Below are 18,108 nucleotides of genomic sequence, written 5' to 3'. Positions count from 1 at the left end.
TATGGTGGATTATCAGGGTAAAAAAGTGGTCATCATCGGGTTAGGCCTGACCGGTTTATCCTGTGTTGATTTCTTTATGATGCGGGGCGTAACGCCGCGCGTTATGGATACCCGTATTGCTCCGCCGGGGCTGGATAAACTGCCTGAGAGCGTGGAGCGGCATCTGGGGGATTTGAACCAGGCGTGGTTGCTGGAGGCGGATTTGATTGTCGCCAGCCCTGGTATCGCCCTCGCGACACCGGCCTTGAGTGCCGCTGCGGCTGCCGGGGTGGAAATCGTTGGTGACGTCGAGCTGTTTTGCCGTGAAGCACAGGCACCGATTGTGGCGATCACCGGTTCCAACGGTAAAAGTACGGTGACCTCGTTAGTAGGCGAAATGGCTAAAGCCGCCGGGTGGGCGGTGGGCGTTGGCGGTAATATCGGCCTGCCCGCGCTCAGTTTGCTGCGTCAGGAATGCCAGCTTTACGTGCTTGAGCTGTCGAGTTTCCAACTGGAAACCACCTACAGCCTGCGTGCTGCTGCCGCGACCATCCTGAACGTGACAGAAGATCATATGGATCGCTATCCGCTTGGTTTACAGCAGTATCGTGCTGCCAAACTGCGGATTTATGAAAATGCCGGTGTATGCGTGGTGAACGCCGACGACGCGCTGACCATGCCAGTACGTGGTGCTGATGAGCGTTGCGTCAGCTTTGGTGCTGATGTGGGTGATTACCATCTCAACCGCCAGCAGGGTGAAACCTGGTTGCGGGTTAACGGCGAGAAAGTCCTCAATACCCGCGAGATGAAGCTCACCGGCCAGCATAACTATACCAATGCGCTGGCAGCGTTGGCTTTGGCCGATGCCGCCAAACTGCCGCGTTCTTCCAGTCTGCAGGCATTAACCACCTTTACTGGCCTGGAGCACCGCTTCCAACTGGTGTGGGAGCGTAACGGCGTGCGCTGGATTAACGATTCCAAAGCCACCAACGTTGGCAGCACAGAAGCCGCGCTGAATGGCCTGCAGGTTGAGGGTACGCTGCATTTGCTGTTGGGCGGTGATGGCAAGTCCGCAGATTTCTCGTCGCTGACGCGTTATCTGCAAGGTGACAACATCCGGCTGTACTGTTTTGGCCGTGATGGTGCCCAACTGGCAGAGCTGCGCCCGAGTGTTACCACCCTGACTGAAACCATGGAACAGGCCATGCACACTATTGCAGGCCGTGCGAAAGCGGGCGATATGGTGTTGCTGTCACCCGCCTGTGCCAGCCTGGATCAGTTCCGTAATTTTGAAGTGCGCGGTAACGAGTTTGCCCGCTTGGCGCGGGAGCTTGGCGGATGAGACTACGGGTGCCGACGTTTGGCCTGGCCAACAAACTGAAAGACTGGGTGATGGGATCGCGTGAAAGTGATTCTGCCAATATGGTGCTGTATGACCGTACCCTGTTGTGGTTGACCTTTGGCTTGGCGGTAATCGGTTTCGTCATGGTGACGTCGGCTTCGATGCCGATTGGTCAGCGCCTTGGCGACGATCCGTTCCTGTTTGCCAAACGTGACGCACTGTATCTGATCCTGGCATTCGGTCTGTCGTTGGTCACGCTGCGTATCCCGATGGAGGTATGGCAGCGCTACAGTAACGTTATGTTGTTGTTATCCATGGTGATGCTGCTGATTGTATTAGTGGTGGGGAGTTCGGTGAACGGGGCATCGCGCTGGATCGCTCTTGGCCCACTGCGTATTCAGCCTGCCGAACTTTCCAAGCTGTCGCTGTTTTGTTACCTGTCGAGTTACCTGGTGCGCAAGGTTGATGAGGTACGCAGTAACTTCTGGGGCTTCTGTAAACCGATGGGCGTGATGGTGGTGTTGGCGGTATTGCTGCTGGCACAGCCAGATTTGGGAACGGTGGTGGTGCTGTTTATTACTACCTTGGCGATGCTGTTTCTGGCTGGGGCCAAGATGTGGCAGTTCCTGGCAATTATCGGTTCCGGGGCGTTTGCCGTGGGGTTACTGGTGATCGCGGAACCCTATCGTATGCGCCGCGTGACCTCTTTCTGGAACCCATGGGCCGATCCGTTCGGCAGTGGTTACCAGCTAACCCAGTCGCTGATGGCGTTTGGCCGCGGTGAGTTCTGGGGGCAGGGGTTAGGTAATTCGGTACAGAAACTGGAGTATTTACCGGAAGCGCATACCGACTTTATCTTCGCAATTTTAGCTGAGGAATTGGGCTATATCGGTGTGGTTTTAGCCCTGTTAATGGTATTCTTCGTCGCTTTTCGTGCGATGTCGATTGGCCGCCGTGCATTGGAGATCGATCAGCGGTTTTCCGGTTTTCTGGCATGTTCGATCGGCATTTGGTTCAGCTTCCAGGCGTTGGTTAACGTCGGTGCGGCGGCGGGGATGCTGCCGACCAAAGGGTTGACGCTGCCGCTGATCAGCTACGGCGGTTCGAGCTTGATAATTATGTCGACGGCGATTGTGCTGTTGCTGCGTATTGATTATGAAACGCGCCTGACCAAAGCGCAGGCGTTTGTGAAGAGGTAGCGGATGAGCGGTAAAGCGAAGCGTTTAATGGTGATGGCAGGCGGGACCGGCGGGCATGTGTTCCCGGGGCTGGCGGTTGCGCATCATCTGATGGCGCAGGGCTGGCAGGTGCGCTGGCTTGGGACCGCCGACCGCATGGAAGCCGATTTGGTGCCGAAGCACGGAATCGAAATTGATTTTATTCGTATTTCTGGTTTGCGCGGCAAAGGGTTGAAGGCCCAGTTGACCGCGCCGTTACGCATTTGGCGCGCCATGCGCCAGGCAAAGGCGATCATGCGCAGTTATCAGCCTGACGTGGTGCTGGGCATGGGGGGTTATGTTTCTGGCCCCGGTGGCTTGGCTGCCTGGCAGTGTGGTATCCCGGTGGTGCTGCACGAGCAGAATGGCATTGCCGGTTTGACCAATCGCTGGCTCTCCAGGATTGCCAAAACGGTGTTGCAGGCCTTTCCCGGTGCGTTCCCACACGCAGAGGTTGTCGGTAACCCGGTACGGACCGATGTGCTGGCGTTGCCATTACCTGCAGAGCGTTTGGCGGGGCGTGAAGGGCCGGTTCGGGTGCTGGTGATTGGCGGTAGCCAGGGGGCTCGGGTGCTGAATCAGACGCTTCCTGCCGCCGCAGCTTTGCTGGGCGATAAGATTACCCTTTGGCATCAGGTGGGGAAGGGAGCGCTGGAAACGGTGCTGCGCGACTACGAGAGGGTAGGGCAGACCGGGCACAAAGTGACTGAGTTTATTGATGATATGGCAGCAGCTTATGCCTGGGCTGATGTGGTGGTCTGTCGTTCTGGCGCATTGACCGTCAGCGAGATCGCAGCAGCCGGTTTACCCGCCATTTTCGTGCCCTTTCAGCACAAAGATCGCCAGCAGTATTGGAATGCTCGCCCGTTGGAGGCCGCAGGCGCGGCGAAAATTATTGAACAACCACAGTTTACCGCTGAAGCAGTGGCGGAACTGTTGGCAGATTGGGATCGCACAACGTTGCTGACGATGGCTGAAAAAGCCCGTGCGGTGGCGATTCCCGATGCAACAGAGCGCGTGGCGGCAGAGATTGTTCGCCTCGCCAGATAGAGCTAGATCATGCAGGGCTTGGCTCGCCGGGCCATATAAAGAATAAGCAATATGGGGTTCGCAGATTGAACCCGGATAGAGAGAGTGATGAATACACAGCAATTGGCGAAACTACGCACTTTCGTGCCTGAGATGCGACGCGTCCGGCACATACACTTTGTTGGCATCGGTGGTGCTGGCATGGGTGGTATCGCCGAGGTGTTGGCTAACGAAGGCTATCAGATCAGCGGTTCCGATTTGGCACCGAATCCGGTAACTCAACAGTTGAGCGAGCTTGGGGCAACCATTTATTTTCATCATCGCCCAGAGAATGTGCTGGATGCGAGCGTAGTGGTGGTTTCTACCGCCATTTCGGCAGATAACCCGGAGATCGTCGCAGCTCGTGAGGCGCGTATCCCGGTGATCCAGCGTGCCGAAATGCTGGCTGAATTGATGCGCTATCGTCATGGCATCGCCATCGCCGGTACGCACGGCAAAACCACGACAACGGCGATGGTGTCGAGTATTTATGCAGAAGCCGGTTTGGATCCGACCTTTGTTAACGGTGGGTTGGTGAAGGCGGCGGGGACGCATGCGCGCCTGGGTTCCAGCCGTTACCTGATCGCTGAGGCTGATGAGAGTGACGCCTCGTTCCTGCATTTGCAGCCGATGGTGGCGATTGTCACCAACATCGAAGCCGACCATATGGATACTTACCATGGCGATTTCGAGAACCTGAAGCAGACGTTTATCAGCTTCCTGCATAATTTGCCGTTTTATGGCCGGGCGGTGATGTGTGTTGATGACCCGGTGGTGCGTGAACTGCTGCCGCGCGTGGGCCGCCACATTACTACCTATGGTTTCAGTGACGATGCTGATGTGCGTTTAGAAAGCTATCGCCAGGTCGGGCATCAGGGGCATTTTACCCTGAGCCGTCAGGATAAGCCGTTGTTGACGGTGACCCTGAATGCGCCGGGCCGTCATAATGCGCTGAACGCCGCTGCGGCGGTTGCGGTAGCGACGGAGGAAGGCATTGATGATGAAGCCATTCTGCGTGCGCTAGCCGGTTTCCAGGGGACAGGCCGCCGTTTCGATGTGCTTGGTGATTTCTCGCTGGCAGCGGTGAATGGTAAAGCAGGTAGTGCGATGCTGGTGGATGATTATGGCCACCATCCGACCGAAGTCGATGCGACTATCAAGGCCGCACGTGCAGGTTGGCCGAACAAGCGTCTGGTGATGATTTTCCAACCGCACCGTTTCACGCGGACCCGCGATCTGTACGATGATTTTGCCCATGTGTTGTCTCAGGTGGATGTACTGCTGATGCTGGATGTGTATCCGGCTGGCGAAGCGCCAATCCCCGGTGCTGACAGCCGTTCGCTGTGCCGCACCATCCGTACTCGCGGCAAGCTGGATCCGATCCTGATTGCCGATGCGGACATCGTGCCGGAAACCCTGGCGCAACTGCTGCAGGGGGACGATCTGATTCTGGTGCAAGGCGCTGGCAACGTCGGTAAAATCGCGCGCAAATTGGCTGAGCTAAAGTTGCAGCCGCAGAATAAAGAGGAGGGGCATCATGGCTGATAAAGTAGCTGTGTTGCTGGGGGGAACCTCCGCAGAGCGAGATGTGTCACTGCAGTCCGGTGCTGCAGTGCTGGCTGGGTTGAGAGAAGCAGGTATTGACGCGCATCCCGTCGATACCCGTGATTACCCGGTAACCCAGTTGAAAGCACAGGGGTTTAACAAGGTGTTTATCGCGTTGCATGGGCGCGGTGGTGAGGATGGCACCTTGCAGGGGATGCTGGAGTATCTGCAGCTACCTTATACCGGCAGTGGGGTAATGGCTTCTGCCCTGACCATGGACAAGTGGCGTACGAAGTTGGTGTGGCAATCTATGGGGTTACCGATAGCTCCTTATGTGGCGCTGTGCCGCCAGCAGTATTTCAGTAACGAACGGGATAACCTGCTGGCCGCTGTGGCAGCGTTGGGGCTACCGCTGATCGTCAAGCCTAGCCGTGAAGGCTCGAGCGTCGGTATGAGTAAAGTGACCGAGAGCGGCGCTCTTGAAAGCGCATTGGAAGAGGCTTTCCGCCATGACGACGATGTTTTGGTAGAGAAATGGTTGAGTGGCCCCGAATATACCGTGGCGATCCTGGGTGATCGGGTGTTGCCTTCCATCCGTATTCAACCCGCCGGGGTGTTCTACGACTACCAGGCTAAATATATTGCCGATGATACGCAGTATTTCTGCCCGAGCGGCCTGAGTGAACAGCAGGAGGCCGAAATGGCTGCGCTGGCACTGCGTGCCTATCGTGGGCTGGATTGCAGCGGTTGGGGCCGTGTTGATGTGATGCAGGATAGCGACGGTGGTTTTTATCTGCTGGAGGTGAATACTTCGCCAGGTATGACCAGCCACAGTTTGGTGCCAATGGCTGCGCGGCAGTCTGGGTTGACGTTCTCGCAGTTGGTTGCGGCAATTTTGGCATTGGCTGACTGAGATGTCGCAAGCGGCTCTGAATTCGCGTGACCGCGAGGTGGATAACGGCCCGCGCCGCAGCAATGGAACCCAACTGGCGGGAATGATTTTCCTGCTGATGGTGTTGGGAACCATTTTGTGGGGCGGTTGGGCGGTGATTGGTTGGATGAAAGATGCTAACCGCTTGCCGCTCTCAAAATTGGTGGTGACCGGTGAACGCCATTACACCACCAATGACGATATTCGCCAGGCGATCCTGGCGCTGGGAGCGCCCGGCACGTTCATGACGCAGGATGTGGACATCATCCAGCAGCAGATCGAGCGCCTGCCGTGGATCAAGCAGGCCAGCGTGCGTAAACAGTGGCCAGATGAGTTGAAGATTCATCTGGTGGAATATGTCCCGGTGGCGCATTGGAATGATTTGCATATGGTAGATGCCGAAGGCAAATCGTTCAGTGTCCCGGCAGAGCGATTAGGTAAACAGAAATTGCCGCTGCTTTATGGCCCGGAAGGTAGCGAGCAGGATGTGTTGGAAGGCTATCGCGCAATGAGCAGCGTGTTAGCAGCGAGCAGATATACATTGAAGATGGTGGCGATGACCGCCCGTCATTCATGGCTGCTGGCGTTGGATAACGATGTTCGGCTGGAACTGGGACGTGACGATCGCATGGGGCGTTTGCAACGCTTTATAGGGCTTTACCCGCTGCTACTGCAGCAGGCACAGGTGGAAAACAAGCGTGTCAGCTATGTCGATTTACGTTATGACACCGGAGCCTCGGTGGGGTGGACTCAGGCGTTGATCGATCCGCAGTTAGCTGGGCAGGCAGCAGGCGAACAGCCAAACAGTAATCAGCAACAGAATCAGGCACAGGCAAAACAACAATGATCAAGTCGACGGACAGAAAACTGGTAGTTGGACTGGAGATCGGAACTGCAAAAGTTTCCGCATTGGTAGGGGAAGTCCTGCCCGATGGCATGGTCAATATTATTGGCGTGGGCAGTTGCCCCTCTCGCGGTATGGATAAGGGGGGAGTCAACGATCTGGAGTCGGTAGTCAAATGCGTTCAGCGTGCTATCGATCAGGCCGAGCTGATGGCTGACTGTCAGATTTCTTCGGTTTACCTGGCCTTGTCGGGTAAACATATTAGCTGCCAAAACGAAATAGGGATGGTGCCTATTTCAGAAGAGGAAGTGACTCAGGAAGATGTGGAGAATGTCGTACATACTGCCAAGTCGGTTCGTGTGCGCGATGAGCACCGCATCCTGCACGTGATTCCTCAGGAATACGCCATCGATTATCAGGAAGGGATTAAAAATCCGGTTGGGTTATCTGGCGTGCGTATGCAGGCCAAGGTCCACCTGATCACCTGCCATAACGATATGGCAAAGAACATCGTCAAAGCGGTTGAACGTTGCGGCCTGAAAGTGGATCAACTGATTTTCGCCGGCCTGGCAGCCAGTTATGCCGTGTTGACCGAAGATGAGCGTGAACTCGGCGTTTGTGTGGTGGATATCGGCGGTGGCACTATGGATATGGCGGTGTATACCGGCGGAGCGCTGCGCCATACTAAAGTGATCCCTTATGCCGGGAACGTGGTCACCAGCGATATCGCTTATGCCTTCGGGACGCCACCTGCAGATGCAGAAGCGATTAAAGTTCGTCACGGTTGTGCGCTTGGATCGATTGTCAGCAAGGATGAAAGTGTAGAGGTGCCGAGCGTCGGGGGGCGCCCACCACGTAGTCTGCAAAGACAGACACTGGCTGAAGTGATTGAGCCACGCTACACCGAACTGTTGAATCTGGTTAACGATGAAATTTTACAATTGCAGGAGCAGTTACGGAGCCAAGGGGTCAAGCATCATCTGGCAGCAGGTATTGTGCTGACCGGTGGAGCCGCCCAGATTGATGGCCTGGCAGCCTGTGCGCAACGGGTATTCCATACCCAGGTACGCATTGGCCAACCCTTGAACATCACAGGCTTGACGGATTATGCGCAGGAGCCTTATTACTCCACAGCGGTAGGGTTGCTGCACTATGGAAAAGAATCTCACCTGAACGGTGAGGCAGAAGTAGAAAAACGCGCCTCGGTGGGCAATTGGTTTAAACGTATCAATAGCTGGCTGAGAAAAGAGTTTTAATGTTTCAATAAAGAGATCATGCTGAGCCATCTTTTTATGATCTCGCAGCGACAGGCACAAAACGGAGAGAAACTATGTTTGAACCAATGGAACTAACCAACGATGCGGTGATTAAAGTCATCGGCGTCGGCGGTGGCGGTGGCAACGCCGTTGAACACATGGTGCGTGAGCGCATCGAAGGTGTTGAATTCTTTGCCGTTAACACCGACGCTCAAGCGTTGCGTAAAACGGCGGTTGGCCAAACCATCCAGATTGGTAGTGGTATTACCAAGGGGTTGGGGGCGGGCGCGAACCCGGAAGTGGGTCGTAATTCAGCGGAAGAAGACCGTGAAGCCCTGCGTACAGCTCTGGAAGGTGCAGACATGGTCTTTATCGCCGCTGGCATGGGCGGTGGTACCGGTACCGGTGCTGCGCCTGTTGTGGCTGAAGTTGCCAAAGATCTGGGTATTCTGACTGTCGCTGTGGTGACCAAGCCGTTCAATTTTGAAGGCAAGAAGCGCATGGCGTTCGCTGAGCAGGGTATCGCTGAGCTGTCCAAGCATGTGGACTCACTGATCACTATCCCGAACGATAAATTGCTGAAAGTTCTGGGCCGTGGCATTTCTCTGCTGGACGCGTTTGGCGCGGCTAACGACGTGCTGAAAGGCGCGGTGCAGGGTATTGCCGAATTGATCACTCGTCCAGGTCTGATGAACGTTGACTTCGCCGACGTGCGCACCGTGATGTCCGAAATGGGCTACGCGATGATGGGCTCTGGCGTGGCAAGTGGTGAAGACCGTGCGGAAGAAGCGGCAGAAATGGCGATCTCCAGCCCACTGCTGGAAGATATCGATCTGTCTGGCGCTCGCGGTGTGCTGGTCAACATCACCGCTGGCTTCGATCTGCGTTTGGATGAGTTCGAAACTGTGGGTAACACCATCCGTGCTTTCGCTTCTGATAACGCGACCGTAGTGATCGGGACGTCACTGGATCCGGAAATGAACGACGAACTGCGTGTTACCGTGGTTGCTACCGGTATCGGTATGGACAAACGTCCTGAAATCACTCTGGTCACCAACAAGCAGGCCAGCCAGCCAGTGATGGATCACCGTTATCAGCAGCACGGTATGTCGCCGCTGCAGCAGGAAGTTAAGCCTGCTGCCAAAGTGGTGAACGATCAGAGCACGCAACCGAATAAAGAGCCCGATTATCTGGATATCCCGGCCTTCTTGCGCAAGCAGGCAGACTAGGAATAAGCCGGAAATTTGGAATCTCCGCTCTTTGTGCTAAACTGTCCCGCCGGCCTTGCTATATGCTATGGCCGGTAGGATGGATAAACATTGCGAGATAAAACGATGATCAAACAAAGGACCTTAAAACGCGTTATTCAGGCGACGGGTGTCGGTTTGCATACCGGCAAGAAAGTCACGCTGATAATGCGCCCAGCACCGGCTAATACCGGGGTCATCTATCGTCGCACTGACTTGAATCCACCGGTTGATTTTCCGGCTGATGCAAAATCCGTGCGTGATACCATGCTATGTACTTGCCTGGTGAATGAGTCAGACGTGCGTATTTCAACCGTTGAGCATCTCAATGCTGCGTTGGCGGGTTTGGGTATCGACAACATCATTATTGAAGTTGACGCTGCTGAGATCCCGATCATGGACGGTAGTGCCAGCCCGTTTGTTTTCCTGCTGCTGGATGCTGGCATTGAAGAGCTGAACTCAGCGAAGAAATTCCTGCGCCTGAAAGAAACCGTGCGTGTTGAAGATGGCGATAAGTGGGCAGAGTTGTCCCCGCATAACGGGTTCCGCCTGGATTTCACTATCGACTTCAACCATCCGGCAATTGATGCCAGTACACAACGTTATCGCCTTGATTTCTCTGCCGATTCGTTCGTGCGTCAAATCAGCCGTGCGCGTACGTTTGGCTTTATGCGTGATATCGAATATCTGCAGTCCCGTGGTTTGGCCTTGGGTGGCAGTTTCGATTGCGCCATTGTGGTTGATGATTACCGAGTTCTGAACGAAGACGGCCTGCGCTTCGAAGACGAGTTCGTGCGCCACAAAATGCTGGATGCGATCGGTGATTTGTTCATGTGTGGTCATAACATCATTGGCGCGTTTACCGCGTACAAATCTGGGCATGCGCTGAACAATAAACTGTTGCAAGCCGTGCTGGCGAAGCAAGAAGCTTGGGAATACGTGACATTCCAGGATGAAGCAGAAATGCCATTGGCGTTCAAAGCTCCTACCATGGTGTTGGCGTAAACCCGTTCCGCTGATTATTTATCACGGCTGGTAGCGTTGGCTCTCTCTCCTGCCAACGATGCCAGTCGTTCTAATACTTTCCGTAATTTTTCCGGGCTACGTGCTGCCAATCCTCGTAATTCATCCGCGCTTTCCTGGCTCAAGTGACGTAATGGTGCGCTTGGTTGCTCATTTTCTGTCGTTTTAGCAGCATTTTGCACCTGGCTGTTTCCTTTTGCCATCAAGGCTGGATTAATCCTGATGTCGATTGACGACAATGATGGTAGAATTTGGGCTCGTAGTGCGGAGAGCAGGTTGGGTTGTTCATAGCGTAAGCGCATCATCCAACTGGCATTAGCGGTTTCCAGCACTAAAACACCCTGTCTGAAGTTAGCGACACGGCACCATGGGTGCAATTGAGCTGGCAGTAGCCCCCTCACTGCACGATTGAGTTTCAGGAGCGCCAGAGCGCGTTGCTGAACGTTATGCAGCGGCCCTTTCTCTGCTGCTGTCGCATCGTCGAACAGGACATCTAATAATTGTGGACGGCTATCGCGCATAATGGGCTCCGGCGGATTATAAACTCGTGATCGGTATTCTAAATCGTTGGCGACAATTTGGCAGACGTTATTTCTGGCCCCATCTCCTGTTAGGGATGGTCGCGGCCACGCTTGGCGTGCCGCAAAATCTGTCTGGCACCTCCGATCAAACCGCATTACCGAGCACGTCGTCCAGCCTTAACCGCCAGAATTCGGCCAATAACGCCTTTAACAGCCTGGCTTTGCTGCAGGAAGTACACCGTCGCCCAACGTTTGGCGTTGATTACTGGCACCAGCATGCGCTCCGTACCGTTATCCGTCACCTCTCTTTTGCTCTTGCTCCGCAGGTGCTTTACACGCGAGTGCAAGAAGCCGAGAACGATGCTGTTGAACCTCCTTTGCAGGTTGAGCAATTGGCATTGCTCTCTACGCTCAATGCGTTACTGACGCATGAGCCGAAACCACCGACGATTATTCGTGATACCCACCATTCCGTTGTTCCTTCTTTAGCGCGGCATCAGGCCGGGCTATGGCTCGCTCAGGTGCAGGGGATTCGCGCCGGGCCTGGCCTCTTCAACTGATTCTTGCCCTTTGGGCAACAAAAACCAACGAAACAACAGCGAGTTGACGGCCAATATTGCGTCGTCGCGTAAGAGATATTAAGAATCATGTTAAATAAATTATTGACCAAAGTTTTTGGTAGTAGCAACGATCGTACCCTGCGCCGTATGCGTAAAGTGGTTGATGCCATCAACCGTATGGAACCGGACATGGAGAAACTGTCCGACAGCGAGTTGCAGGCCAAGACTAATGAGTTCCGTGAGCGCCTGAAGCAGGGCGAAGTATTGGAAAGTCTGATCCCGGAAGCGTTCGCTGTGGTACGCGAAGCCAGTAAGCGTGTGTTTGGCATGCGCCACTTCGATGTACAGTTACTGGGTGGTATGGTGCTGAATGAGCGTTGTATTGCCGAGATGCGCACCGGTGAAGGTAAAACGCTGACGGCGACCTTGCCTGCCTACCTGAATGCCCTGAGTGGGCGTGGTGTGCACGTGGTGACCGTCAACGATTATCTGGCACAGCGTGATGCCGAAAACAACCGCCCATTGTTCGAATTCCTCGGCCTGAGCGTGGGTATCAACTTGCCGAATATGCCAGCACCGGCCAAGCGTGAAGCTTATGCTGCCGACATCACCTACGGTACCAATAACGAATACGGTTTTGACTACCTGCGTGACAACATGGCGTTCAGCCCAGAAGAGCGTGTGCAGCGCAAACTGCACTATGCGCTGGTGGATGAGGTTGACTCCATTCTGATCGATGAAGCTCGTACCCCGCTGATCATCTCTGGCCCGGCTGAAGACAGCTCCGAGATGTATATCAAGGTCAACAAGCTGATCCCACAGTTGATCCGTCAGGAAAAAGAAGATTCAGATACCTTCCAAGGCGAAGGCCATTTCTCGGTGGATGAAAAAGCGCGTCAGGTTCACCTGACGGAGCGCGGTTTGATCCGCATAGAAGAGATGCTGATGGAAGCTGGCATCATGGAGGAAGGGGAATCGCTGTATTCACCGACTAACATCATGCTGATGCACCACGTTACCGCTGCGCTGCGTGCTCATGTGCTGTTTACCCGTGACGTTGACTATATCGTTAAAGACGGCGAAGTCATCATTGTTGATGAGCATACTGGCCGCACCATGCAGGGCCGCCGCTGGTCTGATGGTTTGCATCAGGCGGTAGAAGCCAAAGAAAAGGTGGAAATCCAGAACGAAAACCAGACGCTGGCTTCGATCACTTTCCAGAACTATTTCCGCCTGTATGAAAAATTGGCCGGTATGACCGGTACTGCCGATACCGAAGCGTTTGAATTCAGCTCGATCTACAAGCTGGATACGATCGTGGTGCCAACTAACCGCCCAATGATCCGTAAAGATATGCCGGATCTGGTCTACATGACCGAGAAAGAGAAGATCGCTGCGATCATTGAAGATATCCGCGAGCGCACCACGAAAGGCCAGCCAGTGTTGGTTGGTACGATCTCGATTGAAAAATCTGAAGTGGTTTCTCGTGAATTAACCAAGGCCGGTATTGAGCACAAAGTGCTGAACGCCAAGTTCCACGCCATGGAAGCAGACATTGTGGCAAATGCGGGCCAGACGGCGGCGGTGACTATTGCGACCAACATGGCAGGCCGTGGTACGGACATCGTTCTGGGTGGTAGCTGGCAGTCAGAAATCGCGCAGTTGGAAGAGCCTACCGAAGAGCAGATTGCGGCAATTAAAGATGCGTGGCAAATCCGCCACGACGCAGTGCTGGCGGCGGGTGGTTTGCACATTATCGGTACTGAACGCCACGAATCACGCCGTATTGATAACCAGTTGCGTGGCCGTTCTGGTCGTCAGGGGGATGCTGGTTCTTCCCGCTTCTATCTGTCAATGGAAGATGCGTTGATGCGTATTTTTGCTTCGGATCGCGTATCCGGCATGATGCGTAAATTAGGCATGAAAGACGGTGAAGCGATTGAACACCCATGGGTGACCAAAGCAATCGCCAACGCGCAGCGTAAGGTAGAAAGCCGTAACTTCGATATTCGTAAGCAACTGCTGGAATATGATGATGTGGCCAACGATCAACGCCGGGCGATCTACAGCCAGCGTAACGAACTGCTTGATGTTTCCGATGTGAGCGAAACCATTGCCAGCATCCGTGAAGACGTATTCAAAACCACCATTGATAACTATATTCCGCCGCAGTCGCTGGAAGAAATGTGGGATATCAAGGGGCTGGAAGAGCGTCTGAAAAACGATTTCGATCTGGATATGCCTATCACCGAATGGCTGGATAAAGAACCTGAGCTGCATGAAGAAACGTTGCGTGAGCGCATTCTGGAGCAAGCGAAGGAAAGTTATCTGCGTAAAGAAGAAGTTGTTGGCGCTGAAATGATGCGTAACTTCGAGAAAGGCGTGATGTTACAAACGCTGGATTCCCTGTGGAAAGAGCATCTGGCGGCCATGGATTATCTGCGCCAAGGGATCCATCTGCGCGGTTATGCGCAAAAAGATCCTAAGCAGGAATACAAGCGCGAATCCTTCAATATGTTCGGCAATATGCTGGAGTCGCTGAAGTATGAAGTGGTCAGCGTTCTGAGCAAGGTGCAGGTACGCATGCCGGAAGAGGTTGAAGCACTGGAACTGCAGCGTCGTGAAGAAGCCGCACGCCTGGCGCGCCAGCAGCAACTGAGCCATCAGGAAGAGAATGCGCTGGCGATTGAGGATCCAAACTCACCTGCGGTTGCAGAACGTAAAGTGGGCCGTAACGATCCTTGCCCATGCGGTTCCGGCAAGAAGTACAAACAGTGTCATGGTCGTCTGCAACAATAAGCGGGCCGCAGTGAGTCACTAAACGTAGTAGAGGTTCAGCTTGCTGAACCTCTTTTTTGTACGCAAGGATCGGGAGAATCCGATGAAGCACTTGAATATCGCGGTAGGTATCATTCGTAACCCGCAGCAGGAAATCTTTATTACACGCCGTGCTGCCGATGCGCATATGGCTGGTTTCTGGGAGTTCCCTGGTGGCAAGATCGAGCAGGGGGAAACGCCAGAGCAGGCATTACGCCGCGAGTTGCTGGAAGAAACGGGTATTGACGTACATCAGCTAGAATTGCTGGACGTACTGGAGCATCATTTTACCGATCGGGTTGTGACGCTGAACTTCTATTTGGTAGAAGATTGGCAGGGGGAGCCCTATGGCCGTGAAGGTCAGCCGATGCGTTGGGTTAAGCAGGCGGATTTGCGTGAGGCTGAATTTCCAGAGGCCAATGCCAGCATTATCAATTTGTTGGTCACGCAGGCCAGTGCGGCGCAATGATTTTTCGGCCTGGTAGTGCCAGGCCGCTATCATCACACACGATCAGTGATCGTCTTTCTCACTCCAATCTTCAGTGTCCGAGAGATCGCCACTACTTGGAATGCGTTTCTCTTCATCGGCCCATTCACCAAGATCGATCAGTTGGCAACGTTTGCAGCAGAAAGGGCGAAAAGGGCTGATTTCCCCCCAAACCACGCCTTTGCCACAGGTTGGGCACTTTACTACCGTCGTCATGTGTCTTCCTCACTTCCCTCAACGGGCGAAAGCTTTATTTCAGTGTCTTAGCAGCAGGCTAGCTCAAAGTTTAAACGCTCAGGAACCATACCGTTTTCACTGTCTAACGGCAGGAAACGGATAGCGTAACGCGTTTTATGGCCGGAAATCTGCGGGTAGAGCTGGTAATCCAGATCTATCTTTAAACGTAGCAGATCCGCTCCTTCGGCGTTGTCCTGAAAGAAGCCGTTCAAACTGATTTGGTTACGAAATGCCCCAGCCTGACGCACTAGCTCCAATACCATGGACAGTGCCTGATGCAGCGGCTCCAGAGTTTCAAGCCAAGCTGCAACGTCGTCATCACGTTCATATTGAGCAACGTGCATCCATATATGCAGCGTTGGTAAATCAAAACTGCAACAGCCGCCTGGAATACTTAAACGCTGGCGCACCAGGCTGATCAGACGATCTTCACGCAAAGCCTGCCCCATACGTGGAGCAGACATCAATGAGGATGCACGCGCTTTCAACTGACTGCGTAACTGATTGACCCGCGACATGTCTACGCCGGGGACTTCGGCCCATTGCAGTAATTTTTGCTGCTGGCGTTCCAGTTCTTTCAACAGTTCGGTACGGACTTCACCACGTTCTAATACATCCAACAGATCTGCGACGGTGCGGAAAAAGGTCAGAGCGCTAGCGGTCTCGCTTAATGTTCTTTGGCTATGCAATTGCTGCAGTAAAAACTCGATTCGCAGCCAGGTACGCATTTTTTCATTCAACGGGTGTTCAAAGAGAACGGTTAGAGAGGCATCACTCATTCATTTTAATCCTTTCGGGTCGCAGGCATGGCCAGCTCAAGGTAGCGGCGATGCAGTGCGGCGACACAGGGCTCGATTCCCTGAGCTGTGCCGCTGTTGTCAATAACGTCGTCGGCAACCGCCAGGCGCTGTTCACGCGTGGCTTGTGCAGACAAAATGTCTTGTGCCTGTTGGCGGCTGATGCCGTCACGGGCGATGGTTCTGGCGAGTTGTGTCTCGGGATCAACATCAACAACCAAAACACGATTGGCAAGATCTTGAAGATGGTTTTCTACCAGCAATGGCACCACCCAAAGTGCATAGGGGCTATTGATCGTTGCCAATTGACGTCGGGTTTCCTGGTGAATCAGCGGATGCAGGAGTTGGTTAAGCCAGGTTTTTTCGTCAGGATGACTAAAGATACGCTGGCGTAACGCTGAGCGGTTGAGTGAACCGTCCGCCAGCAACATTTCTTTACCAAAATGTGCAGAAATAGCGGCTAATGCTGGGGTTTCTGGTTCAACAACCTGCCGGGCAATCACATCAGCATCAACGATAGGCACTCCGAGGCGCGCAAAAGCGTCTGCAACGGTCGACTTCCCGCTGCCGATACCACCTGTTAATGCAACAATATAGGACATGGTATGGGAGACATCCTGATATTCACCAAAAAAATTAATACGCTGAATAATTCGAGTGGCGTGATGAACGGGCACAGCCAACCCATACACGACCTGAAGTATGTCGAGCATAGACGAATCATAAAGCGATCGTATATTAACGCGAGTATATTACCGCTTGCTACAGAATATCACTCTGCCAAAGCGGGATAAAGGTGGAGAAAATGAGGCAGAAATCACATTGCAATGTCGCAGGTAAATTTATGGGATTGTAGCGTAAATAAAGGCGAAATCGCAGTCTTGCCGATCGATTATTAGTGCGTATGATAGCGTCACTGGAACTGGCATTAATCTACCCGTCGCCTTTCAAGCCACCGCTTGAAATTCATAGGATATACCCTGCGATCCGTCGCCAAAAACCAGGAAATGATTAGTCATGCGTATTGAAGAAGATTTGAAGTTGGGCTTTAAAGATGTGTTAATCCGCCCAAAGCGTTCCACCCTGAAAAGCCGCTCAGAAGTTGAATTGGAACGCCAGTTCACCTTCAAACATTCAGGTTGGAACTGGTCCGGTGTGCCGATTATTGCCGCTAATATGGACACGGTTGGCACCTTCCGCATGGCTGAAGCACTGGCATCTTTCGATATCATCACCGCTGTTCACAAACACTATACCGTTGAGCAATGGGCTGAGTTTGTACAACGGGTGCCTGAATCCACTCTACGCCATGTCATGGTGTCTACCGGTACTTCTGAAGCCGATTTTGTGAAAATGAAACAAATTCTGGCTTTATCCTCGGGGCTGAAATTCATCTGCATCGACGTAGCAAACGGCTACTCTGAGCACTTTGTTGCCTTCCTGCAAAAAGCGCGCGAAGCCTGCCCAAATCATGTGATCTGTGCCGGTAATGTGGTGACTGGTGAAATGGTAGAAGAACTGATTCTATCGGGTGCCGATATCGTGAAAGTAGGGATCGGCCCAGGCTCTGTCTGTACCACCCGAGTGAAAACCGGTGTAGGCTACCCGCAACTTTCTGCCGTGATCGAGTGCGCCGATGCGGCACACGGCCTCGGTGGTCAGATTGTCAGCGATGGCGGCTGTTCTGTGCCGGGCGATGTTGCCAAAGCGTTTGGCGGCGGTGCAGACTTTGTGATGCTCGGCGGTATGCTGGCGGGCCACGATGAATGCGAAGGAACCGTCGTGGAAGAAAACGGTGAAAAATTCATGCTGTTCTATGGCATGAGTTCTGAGTCTGCGATGAAACGCCACGTTGGCGGTGTTGCCGGGTATCGTGCTGCAGAAGGTAAAACCGTCAGGTTGCCACTGCGTGGTGAAGTTGAGTTTACCGTGCGCGATATTCTGGGTGGCCTGCGTTCTGCCTGTACTTATGTGGGTGCCGAGCGTTTGAAAGAGCTGACCAAGCGTACCACCTTCATTCGCGTTGCAGAGCAGGAAAATCGGGTTTTCGGTAGCAAATAAGCTCTGGCTTATCTTTATTAAGCCCGATTAGATACAAATAAACCGTCGTAATGGCGGTTTTTTTGCGCCTACGGTTCGTAAACTTTCCTCATTATTGCAATCAGTAACCATTGTAAAAACATGGACTTTATGTTGTGCTCAGTTTGCTGGGCTTTTTTAGTCAGTCTGCCACGCTT

The 18,108-nt window shown here is 53.5% G+C and carries 17 protein-coding genes; 13 read left to right on the top strand and 4 right to left on the bottom strand.

Annotated elements, in window-relative coordinates; all coding sequences use genetic code 11:
* Position 1: 1 nt before the first annotated feature.
* The 9 genes from murD to lpxC all read left to right on the top strand — a co-directional run bounded on the left by murD (position 2) and on the right by lpxC (position 10,434).
* Entirely contained in the window at positions 2–1,321 is a 1,320-nt protein-coding gene (gene murD, locus IV04_RS00185) for a UDP-N-acetylmuramoyl-L-alanine--D-glutamate ligase (RefSeq protein ID WP_037403455.1), read from the top strand.
* Positions 1,318–2,520: a cell division protein FtsW gene (gene ftsW / locus IV04_RS00180; protein ID WP_037403457.1), complete on the top strand. Its 1,203-nt coding sequence runs from the start codon at positions 1,318–1,320 to the stop codon at positions 2,518–2,520. The genes murD and ftsW overlap by 4 nt, the downstream gene beginning before the upstream one ends.
* A 3-nt stretch (positions 2,521–2,523) precedes the next feature.
* The gene (murG, locus tag IV04_RS00175; RefSeq protein WP_037403458.1) at positions 2,524–3,588 is read left to right on the top strand and encodes an undecaprenyldiphospho-muramoylpentapeptide beta-N-acetylglucosaminyltransferase; all 1,065 of its coding nucleotides are present in this window, start codon (positions 2,524–2,526) and stop codon (positions 3,586–3,588) included.
* Between the two features lie 87 nt (positions 3,589–3,675).
* Positions 3,676–5,151 carry a UDP-N-acetylmuramate--L-alanine ligase gene (gene murC / locus IV04_RS00170; RefSeq protein WP_037403459.1) on the top strand — a complete coding sequence of 492 codons (1,476 nt, stop codon included), beginning with the start codon at positions 3,676–3,678 and terminating at the stop codon, positions 5,149–5,151.
* Positions 5,144–6,064: a D-alanine--D-alanine ligase gene (locus IV04_RS00165; RefSeq protein WP_037403460.1), complete on the top strand. Its 921-nt coding sequence runs from the start codon at positions 5,144–5,146 to the stop codon at positions 6,062–6,064. The genes murC and IV04_RS00165 overlap by 8 nt, the downstream gene beginning before the upstream one ends.
* Before the next feature lies 1 nt (position 6,065).
* Entirely contained in the window at positions 6,066–6,929 is an 864-nt protein-coding gene (gene ftsQ / locus IV04_RS00160) for a cell division protein FtsQ (protein WP_037403461.1), read from the top strand.
* Positions 6,926–8,182: a cell division protein FtsA gene (ftsA, locus tag IV04_RS00155; RefSeq protein ID WP_037403462.1), complete on the top strand. Its 1,257-nt coding sequence runs from the start codon at positions 6,926–6,928 to the stop codon at positions 8,180–8,182. Before ftsQ ends, ftsA begins: the two co-directional genes overlap by 4 nt.
* Before the next feature lie 74 nt (positions 8,183–8,256).
* Complete coding sequence (gene ftsZ / locus IV04_RS00150) at positions 8,257–9,411, top strand: cell division protein FtsZ (protein WP_037403463.1); 1,155 nt, start codon at positions 8,257–8,259, stop codon at positions 9,409–9,411.
* Positions 9,412–9,516: 105 nt separating this feature from the next.
* Positions 9,517–10,434: a UDP-3-O-acyl-N-acetylglucosamine deacetylase gene (lpxC, locus tag IV04_RS00145; protein WP_037403464.1), complete on the top strand. Its 918-nt coding sequence runs from the start codon at positions 9,517–9,519 to the stop codon at positions 10,432–10,434.
* A gap of 14 nt (positions 10,435–10,448) precedes the next feature.
* Here lpxC and IV04_RS00140 read toward each other — a convergent pair whose 3' ends face one another.
* Positions 10,449–10,973 carry a DUF721 domain-containing protein gene (locus IV04_RS00140; RefSeq protein WP_037403466.1) on the bottom strand — a complete coding sequence of 175 codons (525 nt, stop codon included), beginning with the start codon at positions 10,971–10,973 and terminating at the stop codon, positions 10,449–10,451.
* 26 nt (positions 10,974–10,999) lie between these two features.
* Between IV04_RS00140 and secM the strand changes: the two genes are divergently transcribed.
* The 3 genes from secM (at position 11,000) to mutT (ending at position 14,819) form a co-directional block, all read left to right on the top strand.
* A complete protein-coding gene (gene secM / locus IV04_RS00135) occupies positions 11,000–11,533 on the top strand; it encodes a secA translation cis-regulator SecM (RefSeq protein WP_037403467.1) in 534 nt (177 codons plus the stop codon).
* Positions 11,534–11,620: 87 nt separating this feature from the next.
* The gene (secA, locus tag IV04_RS00130; protein WP_037403468.1) at positions 11,621–14,332 is read left to right on the top strand and encodes a preprotein translocase subunit SecA; all 2,712 of its coding nucleotides are present in this window, start codon (positions 11,621–11,623) and stop codon (positions 14,330–14,332) included.
* 82 nt (positions 14,333–14,414) lie between these two features.
* On the top strand, positions 14,415–14,819 hold the full coding sequence (gene mutT / locus IV04_RS00125) for an 8-oxo-dGTP diphosphatase MutT (RefSeq protein ID WP_037403470.1): 405 nt from the start codon (positions 14,415–14,417) through the stop codon (positions 14,817–14,819).
* Between the two features lie 42 nt (positions 14,820–14,861).
* On the opposite strand, the gene yacG is transcribed toward mutT, so the two are convergent.
* Genes yacG through coaE form a run of 3 tightly spaced genes read right to left on the bottom strand, consistent with a single transcriptional unit; the run spans position 14,862 to position 16,473 of the window.
* Positions 14,862–15,053 carry a DNA gyrase inhibitor YacG gene (gene yacG / locus IV04_RS00120; protein ID WP_037403471.1) on the bottom strand — a complete coding sequence of 64 codons (192 nt, stop codon included), beginning with the start codon at positions 15,051–15,053 and terminating at the stop codon, positions 14,862–14,864.
* Positions 15,054–15,100: 47 nt separating this feature from the next.
* Positions 15,101–15,853 (bottom strand): cell division protein ZapD, encoded by a 753-nt coding sequence (gene zapD / locus IV04_RS00115; protein WP_037403473.1) that lies wholly within the window; start codon positions 15,851–15,853, stop codon positions 15,101–15,103.
* A gap of 5 nt (positions 15,854–15,858) precedes the next feature.
* Positions 15,859–16,473 (bottom strand): dephospho-CoA kinase, encoded by a 615-nt coding sequence (gene coaE, locus IV04_RS00110; RefSeq protein WP_037403475.1) that lies wholly within the window; start codon positions 16,471–16,473, stop codon positions 15,859–15,861.
* Positions 16,474–16,888: 415 nt separating this feature from the next.
* On the opposite strand from coaE, the gene IV04_RS00105 reads away from it, so the two are divergent.
* The gene (locus tag IV04_RS00105) at positions 16,889–17,932 is read left to right on the top strand and encodes a GMP reductase (protein ID WP_037403477.1); all 1,044 of its coding nucleotides are present in this window, start codon (positions 16,889–16,891) and stop codon (positions 17,930–17,932) included.
* The last annotated feature ends 176 nt before the right edge of the window (positions 17,933–18,108 follow it).

The sequence above is a fragment of the Serratia sp. Ag1 genome (genome assembly GCF_000743355.1).
Taxonomy (GTDB): Bacteria; Pseudomonadota; Gammaproteobacteria; order Enterobacterales; family Enterobacteriaceae; genus Chania.
Note: the sequence above shows the minus strand (reverse complement) of the source record. Positions and strands in the feature narration are given on the sequence as shown.